31 protein-coding genes are annotated in these 26648 nt (G+C 69.2%); 15 read left to right on the top strand and 16 right to left on the bottom strand.

Going from position 1 to position 26648, the window contains the following annotated elements:
- Window positions 1-26 precede the first annotated feature (26 nt).
- Genes LCL61_RS13780 through LCL61_RS13765 form a run of 4 tightly spaced genes read right to left on the bottom strand, consistent with a single transcriptional unit; the run spans window position 27 to window position 3389 of the window.
- Window positions 27-935, bottom strand: a complete 909-nt coding sequence (locus LCL61_RS13780; protein WP_340687189.1) for an ABC transporter substrate-binding protein — start codon at window positions 933-935, stop codon at window positions 27-29.
- Window positions 932-1621, bottom strand: coding sequence for an ABC transporter permease (locus tag LCL61_RS13775; RefSeq protein WP_340687188.1), 690 nt, complete (start codon window positions 1619-1621; stop codon window positions 932-934). Before LCL61_RS13775 ends, LCL61_RS13780 begins: the two co-directional genes overlap by 4 nt.
- Complete coding sequence (locus tag LCL61_RS13770; protein WP_340687187.1) at window positions 1618-2301, bottom strand: ABC transporter permease; 684 nt, start codon at window positions 2299-2301, stop codon at window positions 1618-1620. The genes LCL61_RS13775 and LCL61_RS13770 overlap by 4 nt, the downstream gene beginning before the upstream one ends.
- Entirely contained in the window at window positions 2301-3389 is a 1089-nt protein-coding gene (locus LCL61_RS13765; RefSeq protein ID WP_340687186.1) for an ABC transporter ATP-binding protein, read from the bottom strand. Before LCL61_RS13765 ends, LCL61_RS13770 begins: the two co-directional genes overlap by 1 nt.
- A gap of 202 nt (window positions 3390-3591) precedes the next feature.
- Between LCL61_RS13765 and LCL61_RS13760 the strand changes: the two genes are divergently transcribed.
- Window positions 3592-4995, top strand: a complete 1404-nt coding sequence (locus tag LCL61_RS13760; protein ID WP_340687185.1) for a bis-aminopropyl spermidine synthase family protein — start codon at window positions 3592-3594, stop codon at window positions 4993-4995.
- A 225-nt stretch (window positions 4996-5220) separates the two neighbouring features.
- Here LCL61_RS13760 and LCL61_RS13755 read toward each other — a convergent pair whose 3' ends face one another.
- On the bottom strand, window positions 5221-6396 hold the full coding sequence (locus LCL61_RS13755) for an NAD(P)-dependent malic enzyme (protein WP_425342001.1): 1176 nt from the start codon (window positions 6394-6396) through the stop codon (window positions 5221-5223).
- 387 nt (window positions 6397-6783) lie between these two features.
- On the opposite strand from LCL61_RS13755, the gene LCL61_RS13750 reads away from it, so the two are divergent.
- Window positions 6784-7389, top strand: a complete 606-nt coding sequence (locus LCL61_RS13750; protein ID WP_340687183.1) for a dTDP-4-dehydrorhamnose 3,5-epimerase family protein — start codon at window positions 6784-6786, stop codon at window positions 7387-7389.
- 1 nt (window position 7390) lies between these two features.
- Here LCL61_RS13750 and LCL61_RS13745 read toward each other — a convergent pair whose 3' ends face one another.
- Window positions 7391-8998: a GMC oxidoreductase gene (locus LCL61_RS13745; protein WP_340687182.1), complete on the bottom strand. Its 1608-nt coding sequence runs from the start codon at window positions 8996-8998 to the stop codon at window positions 7391-7393.
- A gap of 168 nt (window positions 8999-9166) precedes the next feature.
- On the opposite strand from LCL61_RS13745, the gene LCL61_RS13740 reads away from it, so the two are divergent.
- Window positions 9167-9844 (top strand): hypothetical protein, encoded by a 678-nt coding sequence (locus tag LCL61_RS13740; protein ID WP_340687181.1) that lies wholly within the window; start codon window positions 9167-9169, stop codon window positions 9842-9844.
- A gap of 76 nt (window positions 9845-9920) precedes the next feature.
- Here the strand turns inward: LCL61_RS13740 and LCL61_RS13735 are convergent, their stop codons facing one another.
- Window positions 9921-10391 carry a hotdog fold domain-containing protein gene (locus tag LCL61_RS13735; RefSeq protein WP_340687180.1) on the bottom strand — a complete coding sequence of 157 codons (471 nt, stop codon included), beginning with the start codon at window positions 10389-10391 and terminating at the stop codon, window positions 9921-9923.
- Window positions 10392-10453: 62 nt separating this feature from the next.
- Between LCL61_RS13735 and LCL61_RS13730 the strand changes: the two genes are divergently transcribed.
- Window positions 10454-11047 (top strand): acid phosphatase, encoded by a 594-nt coding sequence (locus LCL61_RS13730; RefSeq protein WP_340687179.1) that lies wholly within the window; start codon window positions 10454-10456, stop codon window positions 11045-11047.
- Window positions 11047-11529, top strand: a complete 483-nt coding sequence (locus tag LCL61_RS13725; RefSeq protein WP_340687178.1) for a GNAT family N-acetyltransferase — start codon at window positions 11047-11049, stop codon at window positions 11527-11529. Before LCL61_RS13730 ends, LCL61_RS13725 begins: the two co-directional genes overlap by 1 nt.
- Before the next feature lie 20 nt (window positions 11530-11549).
- Here the strand turns inward: LCL61_RS13725 and LCL61_RS13720 are convergent, their stop codons facing one another.
- The gene (locus LCL61_RS13720; RefSeq protein ID WP_219148581.1) at window positions 11550-12089 is read right to left on the bottom strand and encodes a hypothetical protein; all 540 of its coding nucleotides are present in this window, start codon (window positions 12087-12089) and stop codon (window positions 11550-11552) included.
- Between the two features lie 245 nt (window positions 12090-12334).
- Here LCL61_RS13720 and LCL61_RS13715 point away from each other — a divergent pair, with 245 nt between their 5' ends.
- Together LCL61_RS13715 and LCL61_RS13710 are read left to right on the top strand one after the other, a co-directional pair.
- Window positions 12335-13261 (top strand): diacylglycerol/lipid kinase family protein, encoded by a 927-nt coding sequence (locus LCL61_RS13715; protein WP_340687177.1) that lies wholly within the window; start codon window positions 12335-12337, stop codon window positions 13259-13261.
- Between the two features lie 272 nt (window positions 13262-13533).
- Window positions 13534-13788, top strand: a complete 255-nt coding sequence (locus tag LCL61_RS13710; RefSeq protein WP_007028999.1) for a WhiB family transcriptional regulator — start codon at window positions 13534-13536, stop codon at window positions 13786-13788.
- Between the two features lie 464 nt (window positions 13789-14252).
- Here LCL61_RS13710 and LCL61_RS13705 read toward each other — a convergent pair whose 3' ends face one another.
- Window positions 14253-15776, bottom strand: coding sequence for a sensor histidine kinase (locus tag LCL61_RS13705; RefSeq protein ID WP_340687176.1), 1524 nt, complete (start codon window positions 15774-15776; stop codon window positions 14253-14255).
- Window positions 15777-15882: 106 nt separating this feature from the next.
- Between LCL61_RS13705 and LCL61_RS42595 the strand changes: the two genes are divergently transcribed.
- A complete protein-coding gene (locus tag LCL61_RS42595) occupies window positions 15883-15957 on the top strand; it encodes a 50S ribosomal protein bL37 (RefSeq protein WP_369299112.1) in 75 nt (24 codons plus the stop codon).
- Window positions 15958-16022: 65 nt separating this feature from the next.
- Here LCL61_RS42595 and rsrA read toward each other — a convergent pair whose 3' ends face one another.
- A complete protein-coding gene (gene rsrA / locus LCL61_RS13700) occupies window positions 16023-16349 on the bottom strand; it encodes a mycothiol system anti-sigma-R factor (RefSeq protein WP_340687175.1) in 327 nt (108 codons plus the stop codon).
- Complete coding sequence (locus LCL61_RS13695) at window positions 16346-16984, bottom strand: sigma-70 family RNA polymerase sigma factor (RefSeq protein ID WP_126735738.1); 639 nt, start codon at window positions 16982-16984, stop codon at window positions 16346-16348. Before LCL61_RS13695 ends, rsrA begins: the two co-directional genes overlap by 4 nt.
- Window positions 16985-17174: 190 nt before the next feature.
- On the opposite strand from LCL61_RS13695, the gene ybaK reads away from it, so the two are divergent.
- Complete coding sequence (gene ybaK, locus LCL61_RS13690) at window positions 17175-17651, top strand: Cys-tRNA(Pro) deacylase (RefSeq protein ID WP_340687174.1); 477 nt, start codon at window positions 17175-17177, stop codon at window positions 17649-17651.
- A 106-nt stretch (window positions 17652-17757) separates the two neighbouring features.
- A complete protein-coding gene (locus tag LCL61_RS13685) occupies window positions 17758-18321 on the top strand; it encodes a hypothetical protein (RefSeq protein ID WP_340687173.1) in 564 nt (187 codons plus the stop codon).
- On the opposite strand, the gene LCL61_RS13680 is transcribed toward LCL61_RS13685, so the two are convergent.
- Window positions 18271-18879 carry an alpha/beta family hydrolase gene (locus tag LCL61_RS13680; RefSeq protein ID WP_340687172.1) on the bottom strand — a complete coding sequence of 203 codons (609 nt, stop codon included), beginning with the start codon at window positions 18877-18879 and terminating at the stop codon, window positions 18271-18273. The two genes, LCL61_RS13685 and LCL61_RS13680, sit on opposite strands and share 51 nt — an antisense overlap.
- On the bottom strand, window positions 18876-19634 hold the full coding sequence (locus LCL61_RS13675) for an SOS response-associated peptidase (protein WP_340687171.1): 759 nt from the start codon (window positions 19632-19634) through the stop codon (window positions 18876-18878). Before LCL61_RS13675 ends, LCL61_RS13680 begins: the two co-directional genes overlap by 4 nt.
- Before the next feature lie 101 nt (window positions 19635-19735).
- Here LCL61_RS13675 and rsgA point away from each other — a divergent pair, with 101 nt between their 5' ends.
- The 4 genes from rsgA (at window position 19736) to LCL61_RS13655 (ending at window position 23418) form a co-directional block, all read left to right on the top strand.
- Window positions 19736-20746, top strand: coding sequence for a ribosome small subunit-dependent GTPase A (rsgA, locus tag LCL61_RS13670; protein WP_340687170.1), 1011 nt, complete (start codon window positions 19736-19738; stop codon window positions 20744-20746).
- Between the two features lie 179 nt (window positions 20747-20925).
- Window positions 20926-21606, top strand: a complete 681-nt coding sequence (locus LCL61_RS13665) for a hypothetical protein (protein ID WP_340687169.1) — start codon at window positions 20926-20928, stop codon at window positions 21604-21606.
- 71 nt (window positions 21607-21677) lie between these two features.
- Window positions 21678-22472, top strand: a complete 795-nt coding sequence (locus LCL61_RS13660; protein ID WP_340687168.1) for a hypothetical protein — start codon at window positions 21678-21680, stop codon at window positions 22470-22472.
- A 61-nt stretch (window positions 22473-22533) separates the two neighbouring features.
- On the top strand, window positions 22534-23418 hold the full coding sequence (locus tag LCL61_RS13655; RefSeq protein WP_340687167.1) for an NAD-dependent epimerase/dehydratase family protein: 885 nt from the start codon (window positions 22534-22536) through the stop codon (window positions 23416-23418).
- Window positions 23419-23488: 70 nt separating this feature from the next.
- Here LCL61_RS13655 and LCL61_RS13650 read toward each other — a convergent pair whose 3' ends face one another.
- Entirely contained in the window at window positions 23489-23980 is a 492-nt protein-coding gene (locus tag LCL61_RS13650; protein ID WP_340687166.1) for a DUF6912 family protein, read from the bottom strand.
- Window positions 23977-25383, bottom strand: coding sequence for a wax ester/triacylglycerol synthase family O-acyltransferase (locus LCL61_RS13645; RefSeq protein ID WP_340687165.1), 1407 nt, complete (start codon window positions 25381-25383; stop codon window positions 23977-23979). Before LCL61_RS13645 ends, LCL61_RS13650 begins: the two co-directional genes overlap by 4 nt.
- A gap of 34 nt (window positions 25384-25417) precedes the next feature.
- Between LCL61_RS13645 and LCL61_RS13640 the strand changes: the two genes are divergently transcribed.
- Complete coding sequence (locus LCL61_RS13640; RefSeq protein WP_340687164.1) at window positions 25418-26197, top strand: RNA methyltransferase; 780 nt, start codon at window positions 25418-25420, stop codon at window positions 26195-26197.
- Here the strand turns inward: LCL61_RS13640 and LCL61_RS13635 are convergent.
- The gene (locus LCL61_RS13635) at window positions 26172-26576 is read right to left on the bottom strand and encodes an HAD-IA family hydrolase (protein WP_340687163.1); all 405 of its coding nucleotides are present in this window, start codon (window positions 26574-26576) and stop codon (window positions 26172-26174) included. The two genes, LCL61_RS13640 and LCL61_RS13635, sit on opposite strands and share 26 nt — an antisense overlap.
- Window positions 26577-26648 lie beyond the last annotated feature (72 nt).

Raw genomic sequence — 26648 nt, 5'->3', positions numbered from 1 at the left:
GCATTCAGAGGACTAAATGCATGGGGTCAGGTGGGCGCGAGGAGGTTGTTCCGGCGCAGGAACTCCTCGGCGACGTCGAGCGGGTTGCGCTTCTCCTCGCTGAACCGGACGTTCAACTCGGTCAGCTCGTCGGTCGTGAGCACCGCCGAAACCCGGTTCAACGCGTCGACCTCCTTCGGCGACAACGTCCCCTTCGCGACAAGCGGCACGATGTTCTGCGCGGGGAACATGTTCTTGTCGTCCACCAGCGGGACGAACCCGTTCGCGGCGATCGACGACGACGTGCTGAACAGATCCGCGACCTGGATGTCACCCGACTTCAGCGCGGCGACCGTGACCGGGCCGCCGGTGTCGGTCGTGCGGATCTCGGCGAACTCGCAGCCGTAGAGCGTCTTGATCTTGTCCTTCCAGCGGCTGCTCCACTGGCCGGGACCGCCGAACACGAATTCCCCGCACCGCTTGCCGAGATCGGAGAACGTCCGGATCCCGGAATCGGCGAGTTCCTTGCGCACCACCAGCAGGTCCTTGTCCTCGGCGGGCGCCTGTTCGAGGACTTCGAATCCGGACGGCAGCTTCTGTTTCAGCTGCGCGTAGACGTCCTGTGGTGTGGTCGCCTGCGTATCCTTGTCGAAGTAGCGCAACAGGTTGCCGCTGTAGTCCGGCACCACCGAAAGCGATTTGTCCTGCAGGGCCTTGACGACGACCTCGCGACTGCCGACGGGCGGGCGCACGGTCACGTTCTCGGCGCCCGCGTTGCGCAGCGCGCCCGCGTAGATCTGGGCCAGCAGAAGACTTTCCCCGACGTCGGACGCGCCGATGATGATGTCGCCGGTCGCCCCGCCCTCGGCGCCTCCGGCGAGCGGGTTGCCACAGCCCGCAGCGAGCAAAGCGATACCGGCGAACAGAGCCGCCACCCTCCGCCTACCGGCACTCATACCTTCGCCTTCTTCCCGCTCGCGGCCTGCGCCAGCCGAACTCCCTTGGGCACCAGCACTCGCTGGACACCCGCCAGCGCGAGGTCGAGCACGACCGCGAGCAACGTCGTCAGCACCGCGCCCGCGACCACCTGCGGATAGTCCAAAATGGCCAGTCCGTCGAGCAGGAACCGGCCGAGCCCGCCGAGCCCGACGTAGGCGGCCACGGCGGCCGTCGCCACCAGTTGCAGCACCGAGTTCCGCACCCCGCCGAGCACCAGCGGCAGCGAGATGGGCACCTCGACCTTCCACAACCGTTGCCAGCCGGTCATTCCGATGCCCTGCGCCGCGTCGACCACGCCGTGGTCGGTCGCCTGGAGACCCGCGTACGTCCCGGCGAGGATCGGCGGGATGGCGAGTACCACGAGCCCGATGATCGTCGAGAGCTCGCTTTCGGTGAAGAGCAGGAACAGGAAGGTCACCAGCCCCAGCGTCGGCAACGCGCGGATCGCGTTGCCGCCACTCACCAGCAGCACCGCGCCGCGGCCCGTGTGCCCCACGTAGAGCCCGAGCGGGATCGCGATGAGCAGCGCGAAGACCAGTGCCAGCGCCGTGTAGCCGAGATGCTGCAGCAGCCGGGCCGGGACGCCGTCCGCGCCCTGCCAGTGGGCCGGGTCGCCGAACCAGTTCAGGACGTCGCCGATCATTTCGCCCCCGCCTTGGTCGCCACCCGGTCCCAGGGTGTGAGGAGATTGCGGAGCTGGACCAGCACCAGGTCCACGATCAGCGCGAGCAGCAGGGTCGCGACGATCCCGACGACGATCGGCGAGAAGTACTCGCGCTGGAAACCGTCGGTGAACAACACGCCGAGCCCGCCTGTGCCGATCAGCGCGCCGACACTGACCAGGCTGATGTTGCTGACCGAAGCCACCCGGACGCCCGCCGCGAGCACCGGCACCGAAAGCGGCAGCTCGACGGCGAGGAAGCGGCGCGCGGGTTTGTAGCCGATCGCCGTGGCCGCGGCGACGACGTGCGGCGGGACGGCGTCGAGCGCGTCCAGCACCGGGCGCACGAGCAGGGCGGCGGTGTAGACGGTGAGCGCGACGATGACGTTGACGCTGTCGAGGATCTTCGAACCGATGATGCCCGGGATCACCACGAACAGGGCGAGTGACGGGATCGTGTACAGCAGGTTCGACACCACGAGCAGTACGTTGCACACGGCCCGGTAGCGATGGCCGAGCCAGCCCGCCAGCACCGCGATCACCAGGCCCAGCGCCAGCGGGACCAGCGAAAGATAGATGTGGTCGAGCAGGTCGCCGAAGAACTGCGACCGGTTGTTGGCGCTGCCCAGGTAGCGGCCGAGCTCCGCGAAGAAGTCCCCCATCAGGAACTCAGCGACGGCGCTTCGATCACCTCGAGGACTTGCTGGGCTCTGACCACGCCGAGGACCTTCTGGTCGGCGTCGACCACGACACCGAGGCTCGCGGGCGACGAAAGCGCGGCGTCGAGCGCGCCCCGGATCGGCGCACCCTGGACGTACAAGGATCCGCCCGCGACGAGATCGGTCTCCGCGAGCTCACCATCCACAGTGGACCCAGGACGCAGCCAGCCGCGAGGCTGGCCCTCGGCGTTGACCGCGACCTGCCAGTCGTCGGACGGCCCGGGGGCGGGCTTGCCGACCTCGACCCGCTTGACCTCTTCGACGACGATCCCGTCCGCCGACAGGAAGGACAGCCCGCGGTAACCGCGATCCTTGCCCACGAAGGACGCGACGAAGTCGTCGACGGGATGGCGCAACACGTCCGAAGGCGTGCCGTACTGCGCGAGCACCCCGCCGACGCGGAGCACCGCGATCTTGTCGCCCAGCCGCACGGCCTCGTCGATGTCGTGGGTGACGAACACGATCGTCTTCCCCAGCTGCGATTGAAGACGCAGCAATTCGTCCTGCAGTTCCTCGCGGACGATCGGGTCGACGGCGGAGAACGGCTCGTCCATCAGCAGCACCGGCGAATCCGCCGCGAGCGCCCTGGCGACGCCGACGCGCTGCTGCTGGCCACCGGAAAGCTGTGCGGGGTACCGCTTCCCGAACTCCGCGGGCAGGCCGACGGTTTCGAGCAGCTCGGCCGCGCGTTTGCGCGCCTTGCCCTTGTCCCAGCCGGACAGCAGCGGCACGGTGGCGACGTTGTCCAGCACCGTCCTGTGTGGAAAGAGGCCGGCGTGCTGGATGACGTAGCCGATGCCGCGGCGCAGCAACGCCGGGTCGCCGTCGCTGACGTCCTCGCCGTCGAGCAGCACCGTGCCCGAAGTCGGCTCCACCATCCGGTTGATCATCCGCAGCGACGTGGTCTTGCCGCAGCCGGACGGCCCGACGAAGACGGTGATGGTGCCATCCTCCACGGTGAGGTTCAGGTCGTCGACCGCGACCGTCCCGTCCGGATACCGCTTGGTCACGCCACGGAACTCGATAGTCACGTGTCTCTCCCCATGTCTGGTCGAAAAACCGTAGCCCAGATCGGCCCTGTTGGCACGGTGTCCCAGGGGGCGGGTCACCGGCAGTGTCCTGGGCGGCACGCTCGATGGGCTCCGTGATCCGGGTGATTCCCGGCGGTGCGGGCGCCGCCTGGGCGCGGAGACCGCGAGCGTGCCACACAGGACACGGCCTAGGCTGCGTGGCGTGAGTTCCTCCGTCGATGACGTCCTCGCGGCGCACGGTGTCCACGTGCGACCGCTCCATCAGGTGATTTCCCTGCTCCGGACGGATTGGCGTGACCTCGGCGAACTGGTCCGGATCAGCACCGCGCCACGCCGGAGTGTCGAAGACGTCCTGAACGCGCTCGGCGACGACCTCGAGCGGAACGAGTCCCGCTTCCGGCTGACCCCCGCCGCGCGCGAGAAGTACGCGCGCTTCGCGGCACGGGACCGGAAATCCGACCCCGACCTGCTGAAGACCATCACCAGCTACGTCGAGAACGTGCCCGCGCCGCTGGCCGCGCTGGACCACGTGCAGGCGACGCCGGAAACGGTGCTGAACCGGGCGCTGTGGCTGGACGAGCGGTACGACCTCGGCACGGCGAAGCTGCTGTTCCTCGGCGACCACGACCTCACTTCGCTGGCCGTGCGCGCGTTGCGGCCCGACGCGGACCTCACCGTCGTCGACCTCGACGATCGTGTTCTCGCCTACATCGACGAACTCGGCGAGCGGTCCATCCGCACCCTGCACACGGATCTGCGCGTCGGCCTCCCACCCTCGGTAACCGGGCGGATGGATCTCGTGTTCAGTGATCCGCCTTACACCCCCGAAGGAATGGGGTTGTTCGCGGCGCGCGGGGTGCAGGCGCTCACCGAACCCTCGGACGGACGACTGCTGCTCGCGTACGGCTACAGCCCCCGGCATCCCGCGCTGGGCGCGCAGGTGCAACGGGCGCTCGCGACGCTCGGGCTGACCTTCGAGGCGATCCTGCCGGACTTCAACCGGTACTTCGGCGCGCAGGCGATCGGGAGCGCGGCGGACCTCTACGTCTGTCAGCCGACCGCGAAGTCGAAGAAGAACCGCGGCGGCAAGGGGAAGGCGGCGATCTACACGCACGGCCCGCAGTCGGTGGAATCCGCCGGTGCGGCAAAGCCGTCACTGCTGGACAAGCTGCACGAGATCGCCACCGAAGGCGGGCTGGCGCTCGAGTCGCGTCCGGTCGACTGGTCCGGCTCCGGCCCGGAGGGCGACGCGGTCGCGATGGACCTTTCGGCCGACCCCGGCCCGTGGCTGCTGCGGACCCTGCTGGGCACCAACGCGCGAAGGCTGGCGCTGCTGGTCCCGAATTCGCATCCCGACCTGACGAACGCCGAGGCGCAGGCCGCGCTGAACCGGCTGATCGGCGCGAAGTACAAGCTGCGGCTGTTGCGGAGCACCCCGGACAACCGGCACGCCATCGTCGTCGCGGACGCCGTCGACCACCAGGAAGAACTGCTGACCCGGGCGCACGCGCGGCTCGCGAACGTCTCGCTCGACGTGCCGCCGGACCTGACGGACGCGCGGCTGATCGACCTGCCGCGGCACCGGCTGGCCGAACTGCTCGGCTGAGCCGCGCTTCCGGCCGTTGTGTCATCGGAACCTCATGCGGTCTTCCCAGGTTCGGTCCCATGCACGGACCTCAACCCCCACACGCCATGAAAGGCCCCTTCATCGCGAATTTTGCGATGANAAGCTTGCGTGGTCACGTTGCCGCCGAGCAGGCTCGACGGGAGCCCGGCGAATTTTGCGATGAAGGGGCCTTTCATGGCGCTTGAGCGAGCGTGAAAGGGACCGTCACACCACGCCGTCGGCCTCGGCGGCCTTCGCGACCGCGGCGGCCACCTCGGGCGCGACACGCGGGTCCAGCGGGCTCGGGACGATCCGGTCCGGGCCGAGGTCGTCCTGCGCCACGGCGAAGATCGCTTCGGCCGCGGCCAGCTTCATGTTCTCCGTGATCGCCCGCGCGCCGGAGTCCAGCGCGCCGCGGAAGACGCCGGGGAACGCCAGCACGTTGTTGATCTGATTCGGGAAGTCGCTGCGCCCGGTCGCCACGATCTTGGCGTACCGCGACGCCACGACCGGGTGAACCTCCGGGTCGGGATTGGACAGCGCGAACACGATCGCGTCGTCGGCCATCCCGGCCAGCAGGGTCTCGTCGATGGTCGCCCCGGACAGGCCGAGGAAGACGTCGGCGCCCTTCAGCGCCTCGCCGAGGCCGCCGCGCAGACCGGCCGTGTTCGTGGTCTCGGCGAGCTTCTGCTTGATCGGGTTCAGGCCTTCGCGACCCTCGTGGATGATGCCGCGCGAGTCGAGCACGGTGACGTCCGCGACGCCGGCGTTCTGCAGGATCCTGGCGCAGGCCACACCCGCCGCGCCCGCTCCCGAGACGACCACGCGCTGGCCGGAGATGTCCTTGCCGAGGACCTGGTTCGCCCCGCGCAGCGCGGCCAGCGTGACGATCGCCGTGCCGTGCTGGTCGTCGTGCATGACCGGGCAGTCGAGGGCCTCCTTGAGCCGGTCCTCCAGCTCGAAGCAGCGCGGCGCCGAGATGTCCTCCAGGTTCACCGCGCCGAACGACGGGCGCAGCCGGACCAGGGTCTCGATGATCTCGTCGACGTCGGTCGTGTCGAGCACCAGCGGGATCGAGTCGAGCCCGCCAAAGGTCTTGAACAGGACCGACTTGCCCTCCATGACCGGCAGCGAGGCGCTCGCGCCGATGTCACCGAGGCCGAGCACCGCCGTACCGTCACTGACCACCACGACCAGCCTGTCCGCCCACGTGTACCGCTTCGCCTTGGCCGCGTCCTCGGCGATCGCGCGGCTCACCTTCGCCACGCCAGGCGTGTACGCGACCGAAAGGTCACGGGGCGAGGAGATCGGGCGCGTCGCGGCCACGGAGAGCTTGCCGCCCTCGTGGCCCTCGAAGATCTCGGTGTCCGTCACTGGCGTGGTCATCGTGGTTCCCGTCATTGCTTCCGCCGTGTCTAAGGACGGCGAAGTCTCGATTCGAGCGAAGGTCATGGGATTCTCCTGGGACTGCGAGCGGGGGAACTGGCCGGTGAGCAGGCCAAGACTGGGCATGGCCCGGCCACCTGGGGTAACTCGTCCTCCGACACGGCAGCCCAGCGCGGTAGCGCCGGCCTGTCGGCGAAGCGTCCAATCGGCCATCGGTGCCGTGGGTGTGGCGACGGCCGCGGACGCAGCGGTCAGATCATTGTGACAGGCGTGCGGACCAGTGTGCCCCTCTGGTGCGGTTGATGTCACAAACCGGCCCGGCTTTCCGCAGCTCAAGAGATGTTTCGCAAGACGTCCATCCGGTTTGGGAAGGCGGCCTCAGCCCTGGTTAGCATTGGGGGCATGCAAGCCAGGCGCCTCAGCATCCCCGACTGTTTCGAGTTCACCCCGCGGGTTTTCCCCGATCACCGCGGCCTGTTCGTGGCGCCTTACCAGGAACAGGCGTTCGCCGACGCGGTCGGGCACCGCTTTCGCTTTGGCCAGGCCAACACCAGCGTCTCCCGGCGCGGCGCGATCCGCGGCGTGCACTTCGCGGACACCCCGCCAGGACAGGCGAAATACGTGTACTGCCCGCGAGGTGCGCTGCTCGACATCATCGTGGACCTCCGGGTCGGCTCGCCCACCTTCGGCGAATCGGCCTCCGTGCTGCTCGACAGCGCCGAGTACAAAGCGGTCTACATCCCCGAAGGCCTCGGCCATGCCTTCGTAGCACTCGAAGAAGACACGGTCATGACGTACTTCTGCTCCGAGCCGTACAACCCGGTGGGCGAGCACGGCGTCAACCCGATGGACGCGGATCTCGCGCTCCCCTGGCCCCAGGAGATCGAACCCGTGTTGTCCGAAAAGGACACCACGGCGCCCTACCTGAAAGAGGCCTTGGAGCAGGGAGTGCTTCCTCGGTACGAAGATTGCGTGGCCTACTACGAAAAGTTGCGGGCCGAGAACTGAGCTAGCGCGCCACGTCCTCGCTCAGCACCCGTTCGACGTTCCGTTCCGCCAGCGCGGTGATCGTCACGAAGGGGTTCACGCCGGTACTGCCCGGGATCAGCGACCCGTCGGTGACGTAGAGATTCCGATAGCCCTTCACCCGGCCGTACAGGTCGGTGGCCTCACCCAGCACCAATCCACCCAGCGGGTGATAGGTGAACCGGTTCTCGAACGACCGCGTATCCCCGAACAGGTCACTGCGGTAGATCGTGCGATTCGCCCGGTTGACCTTGTCGAACAACGACTTCGCCGCGTCGATCGACGGCTTCCCCTGCGCGGCGTCCCAGCGCAGCCGCACGGAGTCGGCGGTGGCGTCATAGGTGAAGTGGCCGCGTTCGGGGTTCTTCGTGATCGCCAGGTAGAGGCTCAGCCAGGTCTCGACCCCGGCAGGCACCGGCGCGACCTCGGCGAAGACCGGGTTCACCGGGTCGTCCCACGCGTCGATGCCGAGCGCGGGCATCCCCGACTGCAGCGATCCGCCGAGATCCCACGCGTGGTTGGCGCGGCCCAGCATCACGTTGCCGTTGGTGCCCCAGCCGCGGCCGACCTCGTCGTTCAGTCCGGGCAGCGTCCCGGTTTCCCGCGCCCGCACGAGCAGTTCCGTCGAACCGAGGCTACCGGCGCCGAGGAACAGATACTTCGCGCCGAGTTGTTTCCTCGCGACGACCGCGCCGTCCTCGGCGGTTTCGTGCACGGTGAGGACGTACGTGCCGTCGCTCTGCCGGGTGATCCCCCGGACCTGGTGCAGTGTCTTGATGGTCACGTTCCCGGTGCCCAGCGCGGCCGCGAGGTAGGTCTTGTCGAGGGAACGTTTGCCGTGGTTGTTGCCGTAGATGACCTCGGACGCGAGGGCCGACCTCGGTACCGTGCCCGCTTCTTCCCGTTTCATGTATTCGAAGTCGTAAACGCTGGGCACGAACACCGTCTTGAGGCCTGCCCGCGTCGCGGCCTTCCGGGAAACCCTCGCGTAGCGGTAGGAACGGCAGGTTTCGAACCAGTGCGGGTCGATGTGGTTCACGCCGAGGGCCCGGTTGGCCAGGGGAAAGTACTTCCCGTACATCTCGTCCGCGTCGACGCCGGGCAGGATCTCCTCGAAGTACGACCGCTTCGGCGTCACGGCCATCGCGCCGTTGACCAGCGAACCGCCGCCGACGCCCCGTCCGACGTAGACGGACATGTCGCCGTGGTCCACCCTGTCGAGCACACCGGGGTACCGCTTGATGTCCCGGTTCGCCAGGTCCATCCAGAGAAACGACGCGAGCGGGGCCTGCGTGCGATTCTTGAACCACGCGGCCCGCCGGTCCGGCCGGAGCATGTCGCAGAAGACCTTGCCGTCGGGACCGGGGTCGGCCCACAGTTTGCCCATTTCGAGCATGACCGTGGGAATCCCGGCTTCGCCGAGCCGGAGCGCGGTCACCGCGGCGCCGTACCCGGTGCCGACGACCACGGCCGTCGAGAAGCCCGGCGACGATTCTCCGGCCTGTGCGGTGGAAATCGTGGTGAGCCCGAGGGCGGCGGCGGAGTTGAGCGCGGTGAACCCGAGGAACCCGCGGCGCGACAGTGGGGACATGGGCCGATGATCGCCCGCTGTTCCAGATGCCTTCAAGGGCGAATCCGAAGCAGATTCGCGTCAGCTGGGTAAACACCGTTTATTTTCACTCGAACGTGGCGATTCCAGGGGTCCCTTGGGTGGCTTCCCCGATGTGATCCAGACCCGTACGGACCACGCTTTCAGGTCATGAGACGCCTTCTCGCCGCGACCGCGGCCGCACTGTCCGCAGCCGCCCTCCTCGTTTTCCCCGGCCACGCCTCCGCGGCACCGTCGCCGCTGCCCGACTTCGACTTCTCCGCCTGCCCCGCCCCGCCCGCCAACGCCGACCCTGGCACTTGGCGCTGCGAAGCCTTTGTCTCCCAAGGAGTCCTGACCATAAGCGACAGGGAGGTCCCGCTCGGGGAGATACGGCTGACGTTCTCCGAAGGCAGAGTGGACGGGAAGTACGCGCAGGTGTTCGGCGACCTGCAGCACGCTCCCACCCGGATCAGCGGCACTTTCGGCGCGAGCCTGCGGCTGAAGTACGGCGGCTACTCGGACTTCCAGTCGAACGACGAGCGCCGCGGCGAACTGGATCTCTACGCGGCCCTGCGGCATCCCTTACTGCCCAAGGAATGCACGGTCGGCACCCTCGCCGCGCCGCTGCACTCGGTGGTCAAGGACGACCCCGCGGTGCCGTTCGAGGTGATCTCACAGAATCCGACGACGGTGAAGTTCGGCGTCGTCGACTCGCAGCTCGCCCTGCCGCGCACGACCGGTTGCGGCCCGCTGGCGCCGGTGGCGGACCGGCTGCTCGGGCTGCCGTCCCCGAGCGGGCGGAACACCTTCAAGCTGGCGACCTACGTGCGGTTCAAACCCCTCTGACGACCCTCGTTTCGTCCTCTGAATGCGGTAGTTGCACGCGCAAGGACCGCATTCAGAGGACGAAATGCGAAGGTGCTTACTTCTTCTTGGTCACCCAGATGGTGATGGTCGCGGCCACGACGGTCTTCCCGTTCGTGTCCGTGATCGTCACCGGCACGGGAAGCTCGAAGCCCTCGTCGCCGAATTCCGGCAACTCCGGCAGTTCGGCGACCGCGCGCAGGCTCGTCTCGGCCTTCGCCACGTACTCGACCGTCATCCCCTTGGGCAGCCAGCGATGCGTCGTCGGGACGGTCGCCTCGGCGAGCATGCCCATGGCGATCTCGGCGAGGTTGCATGCCGCGATCGCGTGAAAAGTCTTGATGTGGTTGTAAACACCCCACCACTTCGGGGACGTCACCTCGCACCGGCCGGGACGCAGCTCGCGCACCGACGGGAGCACCGTCCGGAAATACGGCACACGCAGGCACATCGCCGCCGAGAACAGCTGCTTGCCGACCGGCTTGCCCGCCAGCCTGTTCCACATCGCGTAGGTCGGATTCTGCGCCATCACGGTCTCCTCATCATGTTACTCACCAGTAGCATAACCGGACCGCGGGCTATATTCGCAACGTGGCACATCGGCTCTTCCTCCTCCGGCATGGTCAGACCGAGTGGTCCGTCAACGGACGGCACACCGGACGCACCGACATCCCGCTCACGGCCGCCGGCGAGGGGCAGGCCCGCGCGGCGGGCGGCACCTTGCGCGCGGTGCTCGGCGGCAACCCGGCGCTCGTCCTCTCCAGCCCTCGCACCCGCGCGCTGCGGACGGCCGAGCTGGCCGGGCTGCGCGTCGACGAGGTCACCGAAGAGCTGGCCGAATGGGACTACGGCGACTACGAGGGCGTCACCACGCCGGTGATCCGCGAGACCGTTCCCGGATGGACGGTCTGGTCGCATCCGGTCCCCGGCGGCGAAAGCGCGGAGGACGTCAACGCCCGCGCCGACAAGCTGATCGAACGCGTCCGCGAACCGCTCGGCGAGGGTGACGTGATCCTCGTCGGCCACGGGCATTTCAGCCGGGTCCTGGTCGCACGCTGGATCGGCCTCCCGTCGACCGCGGGCGTCCACTTCGGACTCGACCCGGCCGGCGTCGCGGTGCTCGGCGACGAACGCGGCGAGCCGCAGATCGAACATCTCAACCTGCTCCCCACGACGGAGGACTAGTGGCCGACGACCGCATCCGGCGTATCCGCGAAGAAGACGTGGACGCCGTCGTCCAGCTCGTCTACGACCTCGCCGAGTTCGAACGCGCCCCGGACGAATGCCACCTCACGCCTGAGCAGCTGCGCGTCGCGCTGTTCGGCGACGCGCCGGGCCTGTTCGGGCACGTCGCCGAGGTCGACGGCGAGATCGTCGGCTACGCGCTCTGGTTCCTCAACTTCTCCACCTGGCGCGGTGTGCACGGCATCTACCTGGAGGACCTCTACGTCCGCCCCGAGCAGCGCGGCTCCGGCCTCGGCAAGGCGCTCCTGGCCACCCTCGCGGCGGTCTGCGTCGAGCGCGGCTACGCCCGTCTCGAATGGTCGGTGCTCAACTGGAACCCGGCGCAGGGGTTCTACAAGTCACTCGGCGCGGTGCCGATGGACGAATGGACCGTCGACCGTCTCACCGACGGTCCGTTGAAGGCGCTCGCCGCCCAGGTCTAGCCAAGGCGTGACTCGCGTGCTCAGGAGTCGCGTTCCTCGCGTTCACGACGCGCCGCACGGCCTGCGGCGCCGTCCCGCTCGGCGGCTTCTTCCTCGCTCTCGCCTTCCTGCATCCCGAGCGCCCACGCGCGCGAAGGGCGGCGGAACAGCAGCACGATGACGGCGACACCGATCAGCGCGAGCGGCACTCCCCACACCGGCTGCCCGGACGGGCCCGCGCCGTACCAGCCGACGCCGACCAGGATCAGCGCGACGACCACGCCGGGCGACCTCGCCCAGGTCTTCCCCATCATCAGGCCGGCCGCGCAGGCCAGCGTTCCGGCGGCGAGGACGAGGTAATAGGCGACCTCGGCCAGGAGGTTCTCCGGTCCGGCCTGGCCGTTGACCAGGAGCAGGATCGCGAACACGATCAGGGCGAGCCCCGGCAGCGCGGTGACGGCCCCGGCGAGGCGGACTTCACGGGGCGCGGGCGAGAGCTTGTCGGCGATGGACACGGCGAAACAGCCTTCCAGGCTTCCGGACACGGTGCTCCACCAGGGCGGGTCACCGTACGTGAGCACTTTCGATCGTATGCCACCCGGTCGGCCGGTTTCCCCTCGCCGCCGCAGGGGAAGAATTGGCAGTGTCGTCGATGAGCGGGCGGTCGGCCCGGGTGCACTTGTCACGACGCGCTGTCACCAGCCGACAGTGAGGAGGGACGCCCGCCACAGGGCCATACGGTGCTGCTTCGAGGACGCACGGGCCATTGAGCTTCGCGTCACCTGACGCTCCCCTCTTCGACCCCAAGAGGCTTACCCTGCGGTACGTGCGTGCCATCCTCGTCGTGAACCCCCAGGCCACCTCGACCACCGCCGGTGGCCGTGACGTGCTGGCGCACGCACTGGCCAGCCAGGTCAAACTCGACGTGGTGGAGACCGACTACCGCGGCCACGCGATGGCCGTCGCGCGGTCCGCCGCCCGCGACGGGATCGACCTGGTGGTCGCCCACGGCGGCGACGGCACGGTCAACGAAGTGGTCAACGGTCTGCTCGCGGACGCCGACGGCGATCCGGCGAAGGTCGGGGGCGCCCCCATGCTCGGTGTCGTGCCGGGCGGTTCGGCGAACGTCTTCGCCCGGGCGCTGGGCATCGCGCACGATCCCGTGGAAGCGACCCATCAGCTCCTCAACGCCATCGAGAACGACCGGAGCCGCGAAGTCGGCCTAGGGATCGCCGACGGCCACTGGTTCACCTTCAACGCCGGCCTGGGTTGGGATGCCGACGTCGTCGGCCGCGTGGCCAAACGCCGGGGCAAGCAGACCACCGCCGGGCTCTACCTGAGGGCCGCGGTGGCGTCGCATCTGCGGCCTCCGCTCGGCCGTCCGCCGCTCACGGTCAGGATCCCGGGTGAAGAGCCCACCGATGTGCTGACCGCTTTCGTGTCGAACACCGATCCGTGGAGTTACCTGGGCAACCGTCCCGTCCATCTGAACCCGGGCAGCTCGTTCGACACCGGACTGGGCCTTTTCGCGTTGAGCGGTCTGGGATTGCCCACCGTGTTCAAGCATGTACGGCAGGCATTGCTCACGAAGAGCAACCAACGCGGGCGACGTCTCCTTCGTCACGATGACCTGCCGATGATCCGCATAGACGCTGCTGAACCGGTAAACTTCCAGGTGGACGGCGACCTCGTCGGCCAGCGGAAGAGGGTGGAGTTCTTCAGCGTCCCGGAAGCACTGACGGTAATCGTCTGACGACCGGACCGCTGATCGCCTGCGGCAAAGTACGAACTGCCGCTCATCGACGCAGAACCTCCGCTCACCGCATCGGCCTTCCCTTCGGAAGGCTGTTTCGGACCGAAACCGCAGGTCAGGAGCGTCGCTCGGCCGGGTGAGCTGACTCACCGATCTTCAGAAAACCCTTGTCGAAACGGGTCCTTCGTGAAAGCATTCACAAGCACCCAAAAAACGACCGCCATGACGACTATGGCGCGGAGTACCGCGCCGTTATGAAGGAGCTCAGAAACATGGACTGGCGCCACGACGCGGCCTGCCGAGACGAGGACCCCGAGCTGTTCTTCCCCGTGGGAACCAGCGGTCCTGCTCTGTCGCAGGTAGCGCAGGCGAAGGCCGTGTGCCACCGCTGCACCGTCGCTTCCGACTGCTTGGCCTGGGCATTGGCCAGCGGGCAGGACGCAGGCGTTTGGGGCGGGATGAGCGAGGACGAGCGACGGGCCCTGAAGCGCCGTCGTACGCACATCGGCACGCGTACCTCCGCCTGAGTCTTCCGGACTCAGCACGCTTCATCGCATTACTCACAACTGAGCAAGACCCCAAGCTTCGGGAAAAACCCCGCGGTGCAGTGGCTGCATGGCCGTGCGTCGCGAGGTGACACGTACCCGACTTGAGCTTAACAAGCGAGGCCGACACGCCCTCACGGGGGTATGGCTTCAGCGGACTTTTTCCAAGTCCTCCCGCGGAACCGTTACAGGGCCGGACGCCGAAAAAGGCGTACTCGACGGGCTCTTCACGGACTGGTCGGAACCCGGCGGGCCCACTGGTGAGCAGGACACGGTGGGGCGGGTGCAGGAACCGTTTCCACGACTGCGGCCCGGCGGAATGGCCGAACACCGCCGAGTCGGCACGNCCTGAACAGCGCGAGGAGCCGAAGACGCTCTTCGGGCGCCGGCCCTAAAACGTGTCCGGATGAGACTGTCCCTTGTGGACGATCAAAAGGGACGGTCCACTAGAGACGTCGCGACAACGGGATCCGCAGCGCCGCTTCGGTTCCCAGCCGTCGTCCGCCGGTCTCTTCGGATTCCCCGCGCAGTCCCCTGATCGACAGCGATCCGCGCAGCTCCGACTCCACCAGTGTCCGCACGATCTGGAGCCCGAGGCCGTCGCTGCGTTCCAGTGAGAAACCCGAGGGGAGTCCGCGCCCGTTGTCGCGGATGACGACGTCGAGCCAGCGCGCGGAGCGCTCCACCACGAGTTCGACCTTGCCCGGCCGTCCGTCGGGGAACGCGTGCTCGATGGCGTTCTGGACGAGTTCGGCCAGCACCATCACCAACGGCGTCGCGATCTCGGCGACGACGACACCGAACGAGCCGGTGCGCGAAAGCCCGACCTGCGACTCCGCCGTCGCGACCTCACCGACCATCGGGAGGACGTTGTCGAGCAGCTTGTCGAGGTCGACCCGCTCGTCCACCGAGATGGACAGCGCCTCGTGCACCATCGCGATCGACGAGACCCGGCGCACGGACTCGCCGAGCGCCAGCCGCGCCTCCTCGCTGGAGGTCCGGCGCGACTGGAGCCGCAAGAGCGCGGCGACGGTCTGCAGGTTGTTCTTCACGCGGTGGTGGATCTCGCGGATGGTCGCGTCCTTCGAAAGGAGAGCGCGGTCACGGCGCTTCACCTCGGTGACGTCGCGCACCAGCACGAGCGCGCCCGCGGCCTGCCCGGCGGGACGCAGCGGGAGCGCACGGAAGAGCACGACGGCGCCGCGTCGCGAATCCGCCTCCGTCCGGCTGCTGGGCTTGCCGTCGAGCGCCTCGATGATCCGGTGCGACACCTCGGTCGCGTCGAACGGGTCACGGATGAGCGACCGGGTCAGCGGCGCGAGGCGCTGCCCGACGAGGTCGGACTCGTGCCCCATCCGGTGATAGGCCGACAACCCGTTCGGGCTGGCGAAGACCACCGTGCCGGTCGGGTCGAGGCGGATCAGGCCGTCGCCGACCCGCGGGCTCGTATGCGTGTCCGTCTGGTTCCCCGGACTGGGGAACGTGCCGTCGACGATCATCTGGCACAGGTCGCCCGCGCTGCCGAGATACGCGATCTCGAGCGGACTGGGCACCCGTGAGGCCGCCAGGTTGGTCTCGCGGCTGAGGACGGCGATCACCGTGCCCGCGAACACCACCGGGATGGCCTCGCGGCGCATCGGCAGGTCGCGGTACCAGTGCGGATCCTCTTCGCGGCAGATCCGCACCTCACGGCCGGCCTTGGCCAGCTGCGGGTGCTCGTCGACGGTGAACCGGGAGCCGACGACGTCCTCCGGATGGGCCGTCGGCGCCGTCGTCGGGCGTGCGTGGGCGACGCACACGTAGTCGCCGCCGTCGGGTTGCAGCTCCTTCGAGACGGCGACCCACAGCAGGAAGTCGGCGAAGGACAGGTCGGCCAGCAGCTGCCATTCGGCGACCACGGTCTGGAGATGGTCCGCGGCTTCACCGGACAGGCCGGTGTTCTCCGCGAGCAGATCGGAAAGGGTGGACACGTCCCCATCCAAGCAGGGTGAGGGCCGCATGACACACTGGAGAGGTTGACCCTGGCCCAGCGGTGTCGTATCACCCCGCGAGGGCCACTCGGACGAGGAGTGAAACATGTCGAAGCGCGCCCGCAAGCGTCGCGACCGTAAGAAGAACGGCGCGAACCACGGCAAGAAGCCCAACTCCTGATCATCGATCAGACAACGAAGGCCCCCGCACCGATCGGTACGGGGGCCTTCGTGTGTCTTGAGCCGCTACTGCTCGAAGGTCTGCTCGATCTTGACCTCGGTGCGCTCGATGGTGATCGAGCCCTTGGTCTGCACGGTCTGGCGGATCGAGGCCCGCAGCCGGGACTTGAGGTCGTCCGGCGCGTGGTCGCCGCCGCACTTGCGCGCGAGGAGCTGCTTGATGTGCTCGTCGATGCCGTATTCCTCGAGGCACGGCGGGCAGTCCTCGATGTGCTTTCGCAGGGCGGCGTCGCGCTCGGCGCTGCACTCCTTGTCCAGCAGGAGGTAGATGTCGGCGAGGGCTTCCTCGCACCTGACCTTGTCGTCCGCGCCGGCGCAGTAGTCCTCGGTCATCGCCCCGCCACCTCCTGCTGCTTGCCCGAGCGGATGAAGCCCCGCTCGCGGGCGACGTCGGCGAGCAGGTCGCGGAGCTGGGCGCGGCCGCGGTGCAGCCGGGACATCACGGTGCCGATGGGCGTGTCCATGATCTCGGCGATCTCCTTGTACGCGAAACCTTCGACATCGGCGAGGTAGACCGCGAGGCGGAACTCCTCTGGCAGCTTCTGCAGCGCTTCCTTGACGTCGGCGTCGGGCAGATTGTCCATCGCCTCGACCTCGGCCGAGCGCAGGCCGCTGGAGGTGTGACTCTCCGCCTTGGCGATCTGCCAGTCGGTGATCTCCTCGGTGGGCTGCTGCACCGGCTGGCGCTGGCGCTTGCGATAGCCGTTGATGTAGGTGTTGGTGAGGATGCGGTACATCCACGCCTTGAGGTTCGTGCCCGCCTTGAAAGACGCGAAGGCCGCGTACGCCTTCAGGTACGTCTCCTGGACGAGGTCCTCGGCGTCGGCGGGATTCCGGGTCATCCGCATGGCGGCCGAGTACAGCTGGTCGAGCAGGGGCATCGCGTCCCGCTCGAAGCGCTCGGCCCGCGCGGCCGCCTCTTCGGCGTCCGTGCCCGTGTCCGGCGCGGGATTCTGCGTGCTCGGCAAACCGTTCCCTTCCCGATCGGCGTCGATGCGCTTGTGCGCATGAGACGTCGTCGAGTTTACGCGCGGGCGGATCACCTGGCCGCCCGGCGTACGCGGGATCAGGATTCGGGGAGCTTCGAGTGTGGTGGACACGTGTGTTCCAACAGTGAGGCCCGGCCGGGCATTCCCGGCGCGCTCGTAGACTCCGCCCATGGCAGGCAAGGGAACCCCGGCGACGGCGCTGCTGGCGAAGCAGAAGGTGGCGCATGTTCTGCACGCCTACGACCACGATCCGCGGGCCGAGTCGTACGGCCTCGAAGCCGTCGAAGCGCTGGGGCTCGACCCCGCGCGCGTGTTCAAGACACTGGTCGCCGAGGTCGACGGGAAACTGACCGTCGGTGTGGTCCCGGTCACCGGCCAGCTGGATCTGAAGGCGCTGGCGGCCGCCGTGCGCGGGAAGAAGGCGAAGATGGCCGACCCCGCCGCAGCGCAGCGCGCGACGGGATACGTGCTGGGCGGGATCTCGCCGCTCGGGCACCGGAGCAGGCTGCCGGTGGTGATCGACTCGTCGGCGGAGAAGTTCGAGACCGTGCACTGCTCGGCCGGGCGGCGCGGGCTGGAGGTCGAACTCGCGCCCGGCGACCTGGCGCGGCTCACCGGTGCCGTGGTCGCCCCGATCGCCGGCTGACCTCCCCCTCGCGAGGGAGCGGGATCGGCCCGGAGCGGGAAGATCACGCGGCCGTGCTCGGGAATCGTCGTCGGCAACGTGAACGACGACTCCCGGGAGCGACGAAATGACCAAGAGCGTGCCCGACGTGCCGAGGTGGGCGAACCTCGCCGCCCACGCGACGCTGCTGGTGACCCTGCCTTCCGGGCTGTGGCGGATCGCGATGGGCCTCGGCGTCCCGGTCGGGTTCACCGAGCAGGGGCTGGCGGAATTCGGCATCCCCGGCTGGGGCACGGCCTACGTCTTCGGCCTGAGCCTCCTCACCGAGGCGCTCGCGTTCCTCACCCTCGGGCTCGTCCGGCCGTGGGGTGAGGTGTGGCCACGCTGGGTCCCGGGGCTGCGTGGCCGCCGGATTCCGCCGCTCGCGGCGATCCTCCCGGCCGCCGCGGGGGCGATCGCCTTGATCGCGCTGAGCGTCCAGTGGCTGTTCCGCTGGGCGCAGGCCGGATCTTCGGTGGCGCCGGGGACCAGGGAGGACTCGCCGGTCTACGACATCGTCATGGCGGCCTGTTACGCGCCGCTCCTGCTCTGGGGTCCGTTGCTGGCGGCCGTCACCGTCCACTACGCGCGGCGGCGGCTCTCAGGTGAGCGGCCGCAGCACACGCTCCAGCCACTCGGCAGCCGCCCGTGACACGCCTTCGAGGTCGGCACTCAGGTTGTGGTCGCCCTCGAGCACCACGATCTCGTGATGCGGCCCCGCCTTGGGCAGGCCGAACGGGTCCCGGTCACCCTGCACCACCAAGGTCGGGACCTCGACGGCGTCCAGCTCGGCCTGCCGGGATTTCTCCGGCTTCCCCGGCGGATGCTCGGGGAAGGCCAGGCAGAGCACCGCCACCGCCTGCCCCGTCGCGGCGGTCCGGCAGGCGACGCGGGCCCCGGACGACCGGCCGCCGAACACGAGCGGAAGATCGTCGAAGCGCGCGGAGATCTCGTCGGCCACGGTGAGCCAGGCGGTGTCGAGCTGGGTGGCGGGAGCGGGCGCCCGGCGGCCCGCCACCCGGTACGGCTGCTCGACGAGCGCGACGTGGACACCGGCCGCCTGCGCCGCGCGGGTGACCGCGACCAGGTCCTTCGCGCCGATCCCCCCGCCCGCGCCGTGGCCGAGCATCAGCACCGCGACGCCTTCCTCGGCACAGTGCAGCTCGGCCCGCGCGGGGCCATAGGCGGTGTCGATCTCCAGCTTCGTCATGAGTTCGGCAGCTCGAAGAGCGAGCTTTCGGCGGCGGGTTCGACGCGGTCCACCAGCTCCGGGCCGTTGTTGCGGACGTTGTTGACCAGGCTGGACACCGGCCGCAGCTCGATCGTGTCGACCAGGTCCGCCGGGGGCGGGACGAGCAGGTCGGTGACGTCGGCCAGATCCGGGTCGAGCCAGGTGTCCCACTTTTCGCGCGGCATCAGCAGCGGCATGCGGTGGTGGATGTCGGTGAGCCTGCCGACCGAGTCGGTGGTGATCACGGAGAAGGTGATCAGCGGGTCGGCCTCTTTGTCGTCCTTCGGCCGCCAGGTCTCCCAGATCCCGGCGAACGCGAGCGACTCGTCGCCCGGTCCGGTCATGAAGAAGGGCTGCTTCTCCTTGCCGTCACGCCGCCACTCGTACCAGCCGTCGGCGGGGACGAGGCAACGCCGCGCGGAAACCGCCTTCTTGAACGACGGCTTCTCCTTGGCGGTCTCGGCACGCGTGTTGATCATCTTCGAGCCGACGCCGGGGTCCTTCGCCCAGAACGGGACCAGCCCCCAGCGCATCATCCGCAGCGACCGCACGGCGGGCTCGTCTTCGAGCACCGCGCCGTCGGCGTCACGCGGATGCCGCTGCACGACGGTGGGGACGACCTTGGTCGGCGCCACGTTGTGATCGGTCCGGACCCGGCCCTCGGTCAGGTCCACCGCGGCGAACTCGTCGATCAGCGCCGCCGGGTCCTTGGTCGCGGCATAACGCCCGCACATGCGAAAACCTCCCTGATCGACAGCCATCGTTACACGCTACCGAGGCGTTGGCGAGCAGCATGGGATCATTGTTCCGCGGTGTGCGAAGAGCAGGAGGCGGTTTGGCTGGCAAGGACTGGCGCAGGCTGGACGAATCCGACGTGCGGATCCGTCCCGGCAAGGGCACCAGGCCGCGCAGCAAACGCCGCCCCGAGCACGCGGACGCCTCCACCGCGATGGTCATCGGCAAGGACCGCGGCCGCTGGACCTGCGCGATCGACTCCGATCCGGACCGGGTCGTCACCGCGATGCGGGCCCGTGAGCTGGGCCGGGTCCCGGTCGTCGTCGGCGACACCGTCGGCATCGTCGGCGACGTGAGCGGCAGGCCCGACACCCTCGCCCGCATCATCCGGGTGGACGAACGCTCCAGTGTGCTGCGCCGGACCGCGGACGACACCGACCCCTTCGAACGGGTGGTCGTCGCCAACGCCGAGCAGTTGCTGATCGTCACCGCGCTGGCCGATCCCCCGCCGCGCACCGGATTCATCGACCGCTGTCTCGTCGCCTGTTACGCGGGCGGCCTCGAACCGGTCCTGTGCCTGACGAAGGCCGACCTCGCGAGCCCGGACGAACTCCTCGCCGGCTACGCGGGCCTCGACATCCCCGCCGTGGTCACCCGGCACGACGAGCATCCGGAAGAACTGACCGGACGGCTCAAGGGCAGGCTCACCGCGCTGGTCGGGCATTCCGGGGTCGGGAAGTCCACTTTGGTCAACCGGCTGGTGCCGGACGCCGGACTGGCGACCGGCGTGGTCAGCGCGGTCGGCAAGGGCCGTCACACGTCCGTCGCGGCGGTCGCGCTCCCCCTGCCCGGCGGCGGCTGGGTGGTCGACACCCCCGGCGTCCGCTCGTTCGGACTGGCCCACGTGACCGCCGACGACATCGTCCTGGCGTTCGAAGAGTTCGCCGAGGCCGCCGAGGAGTGCCCCTCCGGCTGCGGGCACCTCGGGCCACCCTCGGACCCGGACTGCGCACTCGACGACGTGGTCACCGAAGGTCACGCGAGCGCGGAGCGGCTGACGTCGCTGCGTCGGCTTTTGGGGTCCCGAGCCGGGCATGACGACGATCGGTAACCAATTCCGGCTCGTTCGGCGACCCCCAGTGCCCCAAAGGGCCTCCTGAAGACGTTCGACGTCTCGAAGGAGCCCTTCAGGACGCAGGGGCCTTCACGCGCTTCCGGACCATCGGACGGTGGAAATTCACGCGATAGGCGCTACGGTAGTGGTACAGACCATTCACCCGAGGGAGTCCCATGCGTGCCACCGGATTCGCCGTCGTCTGTACCGCTCTCCTGCTGCTGGGCGGCTGCTCCGGGGAAGAGAAACCGGCGGCACAGCCGGTGAACGACGCGGCGCAACTGGCCTCGGCCGCCGCCGCGGGCACGCAGAAGGCCCGCTCGTCCAAGATCGCGCTCGAGACCACCGCGGAGGACGGCCGCAAGGTCGTGGTCACCAGTTCCGGGCTCTACGAGGGCCAGAACAGCAAGTTCTCCATGGTCGCCGAGGTCGCGGGTGAGAAACGGGACCTGATCTTCGCCGACGGTGTCCTCTACTACCACCTGTCGGACACGCAGGTCCAGGAATTCAAGACCGACAAGGAATGGGTCAAGATCACCGCCGGCGGCAAGGATTCGCTCTCCGCGGCCAACGGCGCGTTGCTGACGAACGTCGTCGAGACGATGGATCCGACGCGGACGATCGACCGGATCTCGAAGTCGGGCAAGGTCACCAAGTCCGAACAGGCCGATGCGGACGGCACGGCCGCCACGCGGTACGTCCTCGACCTCGGCGGGGCCCCGGCCGAACTGTGGCTGGACGGCGAGCAGCGCCCGGTGCGGGTCACCATCGGCAAGACCACGGTCAAGTACGACAGCTGGGCTTCGGACGTGGTGATCATCGCGCCGCCGCCCGAGGCGGTCGGCGACAGCCGCTGAGCCGTCCCCCGATCGGGGTGCGGACCACCGCTGTGTTTCGCTTGGGCGCCCGCCTTTGAAAGCAGGTCCTCATGCGGAGAACGGCCCTGTCCACCGTCGTGCTCGTCGCCGGCGCGCTGCTCGGCGCGTGCGACGGCGGAGCCGTGTCGTTCGCCGACGCCCGCGCGCTCGCCGACGGAGCCACGTCCGCCATGGACGGCAAGGCCGCGAAGTTCGTCACCGAGGTCGCCGCGGGCACGATGCGGTCGAAGAGCCAGGGACAGGCGAGGGTCGCGGGGGCGGGCACCGCGCTGGCCATGTCCACGGACTTCCTCGGCGAACCCCTCGAACTCCGGCTCGTCGACAAGATCGTCTTCGCCAAGGTCCCGGAAGCCGCCCGCGAGGACGTCCCCGGCGGAAAACCCTGGGTGAAGGTCTCCCCCGACGGCGCGGATCCGTTTTCGCAGGTCGCCGGCGGCAGCATCGACCAGCTGGCGAAGCAGAACGACCCGGCCCGCGCGCTCGACCAGGTGCGGAAGGCGGGCACGCTCACCGAATCCTGGCACACCGAACTCGACGGGATGCCCGCCGAGCACTACCGGCTGGACGTCGACCTGGCCGCGCTGGGCGGTGATCTGCCCGCCGGGTTGTCGGCCGAGGCCGTCGGCGAATTGCGGGGGAAGGTCGGGAAGATCCCCATGGAGGTCTGGCTCGACGACACGCACCGGCCGGTGCGGATCGTGCTCGACCTCGCGCCGGTCCTCGCCGCTTCGGGTGTCCCGGACAGCGCGACGGCCCGGATCGTCACGCGTTACAGCGAATGGGGCACGCGGGCCGACATCCAGGCGCCGCCGCCGGAGGAGATCGGGGAGATCCCGGCGGGCTGACCCGTCACGTTCCCCGCGCGCGTCTCGTCCCTCTCGTGAAGGCGGGACAGGAGGAGCGGACATGCGGGTGATGGTGATCGGGGCCACCGGAGTGCTGGGGCGTCCGCTGGTGCGGCGTCTGCTGGCCGAAGGCCACGAGGTGAGCGGGCTGGCCCGCGGGGTGGACCGGGTCGCGGCGGTGCGCGCGACCGGGGCGAAACCGGTGCCGGGTTCGCTGTTCGACCTCGATTCCCTGGCAGGCGCGCTGAACGGGCACGACGCGGTGCTGAACGTCGCGACCCGCATCCCGGACGCGCGCCACGCGATGACGTTGTCCGGCTGGGCCGAGAACGACCGGGTGCGGATCACCGGCAGCAGGACGCTGGCGAATGCCGTGCGCCGGGTCGGTGAGGTGGGAATCGTGGTGCAGGAAGGGATTTCGTTCGTCTACGCCGACGGCGGCGACCAGGAACTGGACGAGGACGCGCCCCTCGAGCTGCGCGGCAACATCGCGTCTTCGACGGTGGCGCACGCGAACATCGCGGCACTGGCGGACGAGGGGCGCACCGCGATCCGGCTGCGGATCGGACTCCTGGTCGCCGACGATCCGATGACCACGACGATGCTGGCGGCCGCGCGGCGCGGTTCGCCGCTGATCTTCGGCCGCCGGACCGACTGGACCGCGGCGATCCATCCGGACGACGCGGCGGCGGGCGCGATCGCGGCGCTGCGGGCACCGAGCGGTGTCTACAACCTGGCCGCGGATCCGGTGCGGAAGCAGGAACTCGGCGAGGCGATGGCCGCGGCGGCCGGTGTCCGCCGTCCGCGCGCGCTGCCGAAGTGGCTGGCGAACCGCCTGGGCCTGATGTCGGTGCTGGCGCGCTCGCAGCGCGTCGTCTCGGCCCGGCTCACCGAAGCGACCGGCTGGCGCCCCGAACGCCCGGTTCCCGGCCCGTCCTGGTTCTGACGCGTTTCGTCCTCTGAATGCGGTAGTTGCGCGTGCAAGGATCGCATTCAGAGGACGAAACGCGGAGGGGTTACAGGAGTTCCAGCAGGAACGGGAGTTCTTGAGGCGCGTACCAGGCGAGTTCGTGGTCTTCGGCGTCGCCGAGGGTGAACTCCGCGTCCGGGTCGCCGAGGTCGGCTTGGTCGATCACCGCGGCGGCGGCCTGCACGGACTCGGCCGCTTCGGCCGCGTCGACGTGGATCGCGGCGACGTCGGCGATCTTCACCGGCCCGGACAGCCGGACGACGGCGGAGTCGAGATCCGGGCGCAACGTGGCCTCCTCGACGTCTGCCGAGATCACCACGCGCCGCGGCTCGGGCTTCTCTTCGGCCGCGATCAGCCGGAGCGACGCCCTCGCGGCGTCGAGCAGCGCGGCGTATTCGAGTTCTTCGTCGGAACCGCTGGCGTAGGACTCCCGCAGCGCAGGGGTCAGCGCGAATCCCGTGCCACTCCGCGCCCGGAACTCGCCGGTGGTTTCGAGCTCACGGAGCATCGCGATCGTCGCCGGTAGATAGACCCTCACCAGTGCGCACCCTTCAGCTCTTCCAACGATTCCTCGATCATCCCGGCGAGCAGGTCCACATCGGACACGGCCTTGCGGTCGCCGTTCAGTCCGAAGTAGACACCGCCGTGATACGAGGTGACCCCGATCGCCAGCGCCTGATTGCGCACCAGCGGCATGACCGGGAACATCTCCACCATCTTCGCCTGTCCCGCGTAGAGCGGCACCTGCGGGCCCGGTGAGTTGGTGATCAGCACGTTGAAAATGCGCCCCGACATAGACCCGGCCGCCCGCGCGCCCAGCGAATGCAGCGTCGCCGGGGCGAAACCGCCGACCGTCAGCAGCCCGCGCGCGGCGACCGAACGGCCGGAGTCGAGGTGGTCCGCCATCGCGTGGCCGATGTGCTGCAGCCGCAGGACCGCGTTCGGCTCCCCGACCGGGAGATCGACCAGATAGGCGTCGACCTGGTTCCCGACCAGTGCCGGCGTCGAGAACTCGGCCGTCTCGGCGTCGCGGACGGCCATCGGCACCAGCGCGCGCACGGTGGTCGTCGCGGTCAGGTTCGAGCCGCGGGAGAGCAGCCATTCCCGCAGCGCGCCGGTGATCGCGGCGAGCACGACGTCGTTGACCGTCCCGCCGTGCGCGGCGCGGACCTTGCGGAAATCCTCCAGCCGCGTACGGACCACGGCGAACATGCGGCCGCCCGAGGTGCGGACGTTGAGCGGCCCGGACGGCGCCGGATTCACCATGGTCTTCAGCGCCGACGCGACGTCACCGACCGTTTCGGTGACCTTGCCCGCCATCGCGGTGGCGTCGTGGGCGATGGAACGGACGTTCTCCACCAGCTCCGTCGGCCGCTGCACGGTCTCGGCGACCGCGTCGAGGATCAGCTGCGTACGGCTCGGTTCCCGGCGGGGCTGCCAGGTGTCGTCGAAGGGCTCCGGCTCCTGCGGGGTGGCGTCGAGGATCAGCTGCCCGAGCTCGATGGTGCCAATCCCGTCCACGACGGACTGATGCGTCTTGGTCACCAGCGCGACGCGGTCGCCCGCGAGGCCCTCGACGAAATACGCCTCCCAGAGCGGCCTTCCCGGGTCGAGCCGCCGCGACATCAGCCGCGCCACGAGGTCGAACAGCTGGCCGTCGGAACCCGGCTGCGGCAGCGCGGACCGGCGGACGTGGTAGTTCAGGTCGAAGTCGACGTCGTCGACCCACACCGGCCTGGCGAGATGCCCCGGCACCTCCAGCACGCGCTGCCGGTAACGCGGCAGGAAGGCGAGGCGCTGCCCGATCAGGTCCAGCAGCTGCTCGTGGGTGAAGCCGTCGCGCGGCCGCTCGAAGATCGCCACACCGCCGACGTGCATCGGGGTCGAGTGGTCTTCCACGTACAGGAACGAGGCGTCCAGCGCGGAGAGGCGGTCGGGCATGAGCCGATCCTTACACAGTGGGACACTCGTCGGTGTGGGTGATGAGTCGGTGATCTCGCCGAAGGACCGGTTCCTGACGGTGTACGGGCGCAAACCGGTGCTCGAGGCCTTGGACGACGCGGCGCTCGAGGTGGACAAGGTGATCCTCGCCGACACGGTGCGAGGGCCGAACGCGGCCGAGATCCAGCGTGCCGCCAAGGCCGCCGGGGTACCGGTGCAGCGCGCGAGCGCCCATCGCGTGAAGGTGCTGGCCGGCAACGGCAAACAGGACCAGGGCGTGCTGGCCGACGTCGTCGCCCCGCGGATGCGCTCCCTGCACGCGGCCCTGTCCGACGGCAGGCCGCCGTCGCGGGTGCTGCTGCTCGACGGCATCACCACCCCGGCGAACGTCGGGATGATCCTGCGCACGGCGACCGCGGCCGGGCTGGACGGGGTCGTGGTACCGCGGCGCGGCGTCGCCGCCCTCGACCCGATGGTGGTCAAGGCTTCGGCCGGGGTCGCGTTCCGCGCGCCGGTGCTGCGATGCGGCAGCGCGCGCGAGGCGGCCGAGATGCTCACCGAAGCCGGCTACGGGATCTTCGCGCTGGGCGCTTCCGCCCGGAGCTCGGTGTTCGACGTCGAGCTGCCGCAGCGCGCGGCCTTCGTGCTGGGCGGGGAGACGAACGGCGTCGGCGCCGAGGTCGGCGAGCTGGTCACGGAGTGGGTGTCGATCCCGATGCCGGGCGAGGTCGAGTCGCTGAACGTCTCGGCCGCCGCGGCGGTGCTGTCCTTCGAGCTGGTGCGGCGCGCTAAGGCGCCGGGAACAAGACGCTGAGCTCGGTCAGCGTCTCCTCGACCGAGGTGTGGTGCACTCCCGCCATCCCGGCCGCCACCGCCGCGCGGACGTTGTGCGCGGCGTCGTCGACGAACACGCACCGGCCGGCGGGCAGGTCGAGCAGTCCCGCGGTGAGCAGGTAGACCTCGCGTTCGGGTTTGGCCACGCCGACCTCACCGGAGAAGACGAGCGCGTCGAAGAACGGGCCGAGTGACCGCTTGGCCTCGTCGGAGGCGCCGGGAGCGTTCGAGAGCAAGGCCGTTTTGATGCCGCGCTCCCTCGCCGCCCGCAGGAAGGCGTACAGCTCGTCCGCGCCGGCGTCCGTGAGCACCCCGACGTAGTCGATGACCAGCCCTTTCAGCACGGGCCCACCGTACACAAGCGATCACCGCCCGGTTCATCCTCTCGGGCGGTCCTTGTCGCGGCTCGGCCCGCCATCTGCCCCTTAGTT

The sequence above is a fragment of the Amycolatopsis coloradensis genome (genome assembly GCF_037997115.1).
Lineage (GTDB): Bacteria > Actinomycetota > Actinomycetes > Mycobacteriales > Pseudonocardiaceae > Amycolatopsis > Amycolatopsis coloradensis_A.
Note: the sequence above shows the minus strand (reverse complement) of the source record. Positions and strands in the feature narration are given on the sequence as shown.

Coding starts and splice junctions, on each gene's coding strand:
- LCL61_RS13780 (WP_340687189.1), bottom strand. CDS start 935: ATGAGTGCCGGTAGGCGGAGGGTGGCGGCTCTGTTCGCCGGTATCGCT.
- LCL61_RS13775 (WP_340687188.1), bottom strand. CDS start 1,621: ATGATCGGCGACGTCCTGAACTGGTTCGGCGACCCGGCCCACTGGCAG.
- LCL61_RS13770 (WP_340687187.1), bottom strand. CDS start 2,301: ATGGGGGACTTCTTCGCGGAGCTCGGCCGCTACCTGGGCAGCGCCAAC.
- LCL61_RS13755 (WP_425342001.1), bottom strand. CDS start 6,396: ATGACGGGAACCACGATGACCACGCCAGTGACGGACACCGAGATCTTC.
- LCL61_RS13750 (WP_340687183.1), top strand. CDS start 6,784: ATGCAAGCCAGGCGCCTCAGCATCCCCGACTGTTTCGAGTTCACCCCG.
- LCL61_RS13745 (WP_340687182.1), bottom strand. CDS start 8,998: ATGTCCCCACTGTCGCGCCGCGGGTTCCTCGGGTTCACCGCGCTCAAC.
- LCL61_RS13740 (WP_340687181.1), top strand. CDS start 9,167: ATGAGACGCCTTCTCGCCGCGACCGCGGCCGCACTGTCCGCAGCCGCC.
- LCL61_RS13735 (WP_340687180.1), bottom strand. CDS start 10,391: ATGGCGCAGAATCCGACCTACGCGATGTGGAACAGGCTGGCGGGCAAG.
- LCL61_RS13710 (WP_007028999.1), top strand. CDS start 13,534: ATGGACTGGCGCCACGACGCGGCCTGCCGAGACGAGGACCCCGAGCTG.
- rsrA (WP_340687175.1), bottom strand. CDS start 16,349: ATGACCGAGGACTACTGCGCCGGCGCGGACGACAAGGTCAGGTGCGAG.
- ybaK (WP_340687174.1), top strand. CDS start 17,175: ATGGCAGGCAAGGGAACCCCGGCGACGGCGCTGCTGGCGAAGCAGAAG.
- LCL61_RS13685 (WP_340687173.1), top strand. CDS start 17,758: ATGACCAAGAGCGTGCCCGACGTGCCGAGGTGGGCGAACCTCGCCGCC.
- LCL61_RS13680 (WP_340687172.1), bottom strand. CDS start 18,879: ATGACGAAGCTGGAGATCGACACCGCCTATGGCCCCGCGCGGGCCGAG.
- LCL61_RS13675 (WP_340687171.1), bottom strand. CDS start 19,634: ATGTGCGGGCGTTATGCCGCGACCAAGGACCCGGCGGCGCTGATCGAC.
- LCL61_RS13665 (WP_340687169.1), top strand. CDS start 20,926: ATGCGTGCCACCGGATTCGCCGTCGTCTGTACCGCTCTCCTGCTGCTG.
- LCL61_RS13660 (WP_340687168.1), top strand. CDS start 21,678: ATGCGGAGAACGGCCCTGTCCACCGTCGTGCTCGTCGCCGGCGCGCTG.
- LCL61_RS13655 (WP_340687167.1), top strand. CDS start 22,534: ATGCGGGTGATGGTGATCGGGGCCACCGGAGTGCTGGGGCGTCCGCTG.
- LCL61_RS13645 (WP_340687165.1), bottom strand. CDS start 25,383: ATGCCCGACCGCCTCTCCGCGCTGGACGCCTCGTTCCTGTACGTGGAA.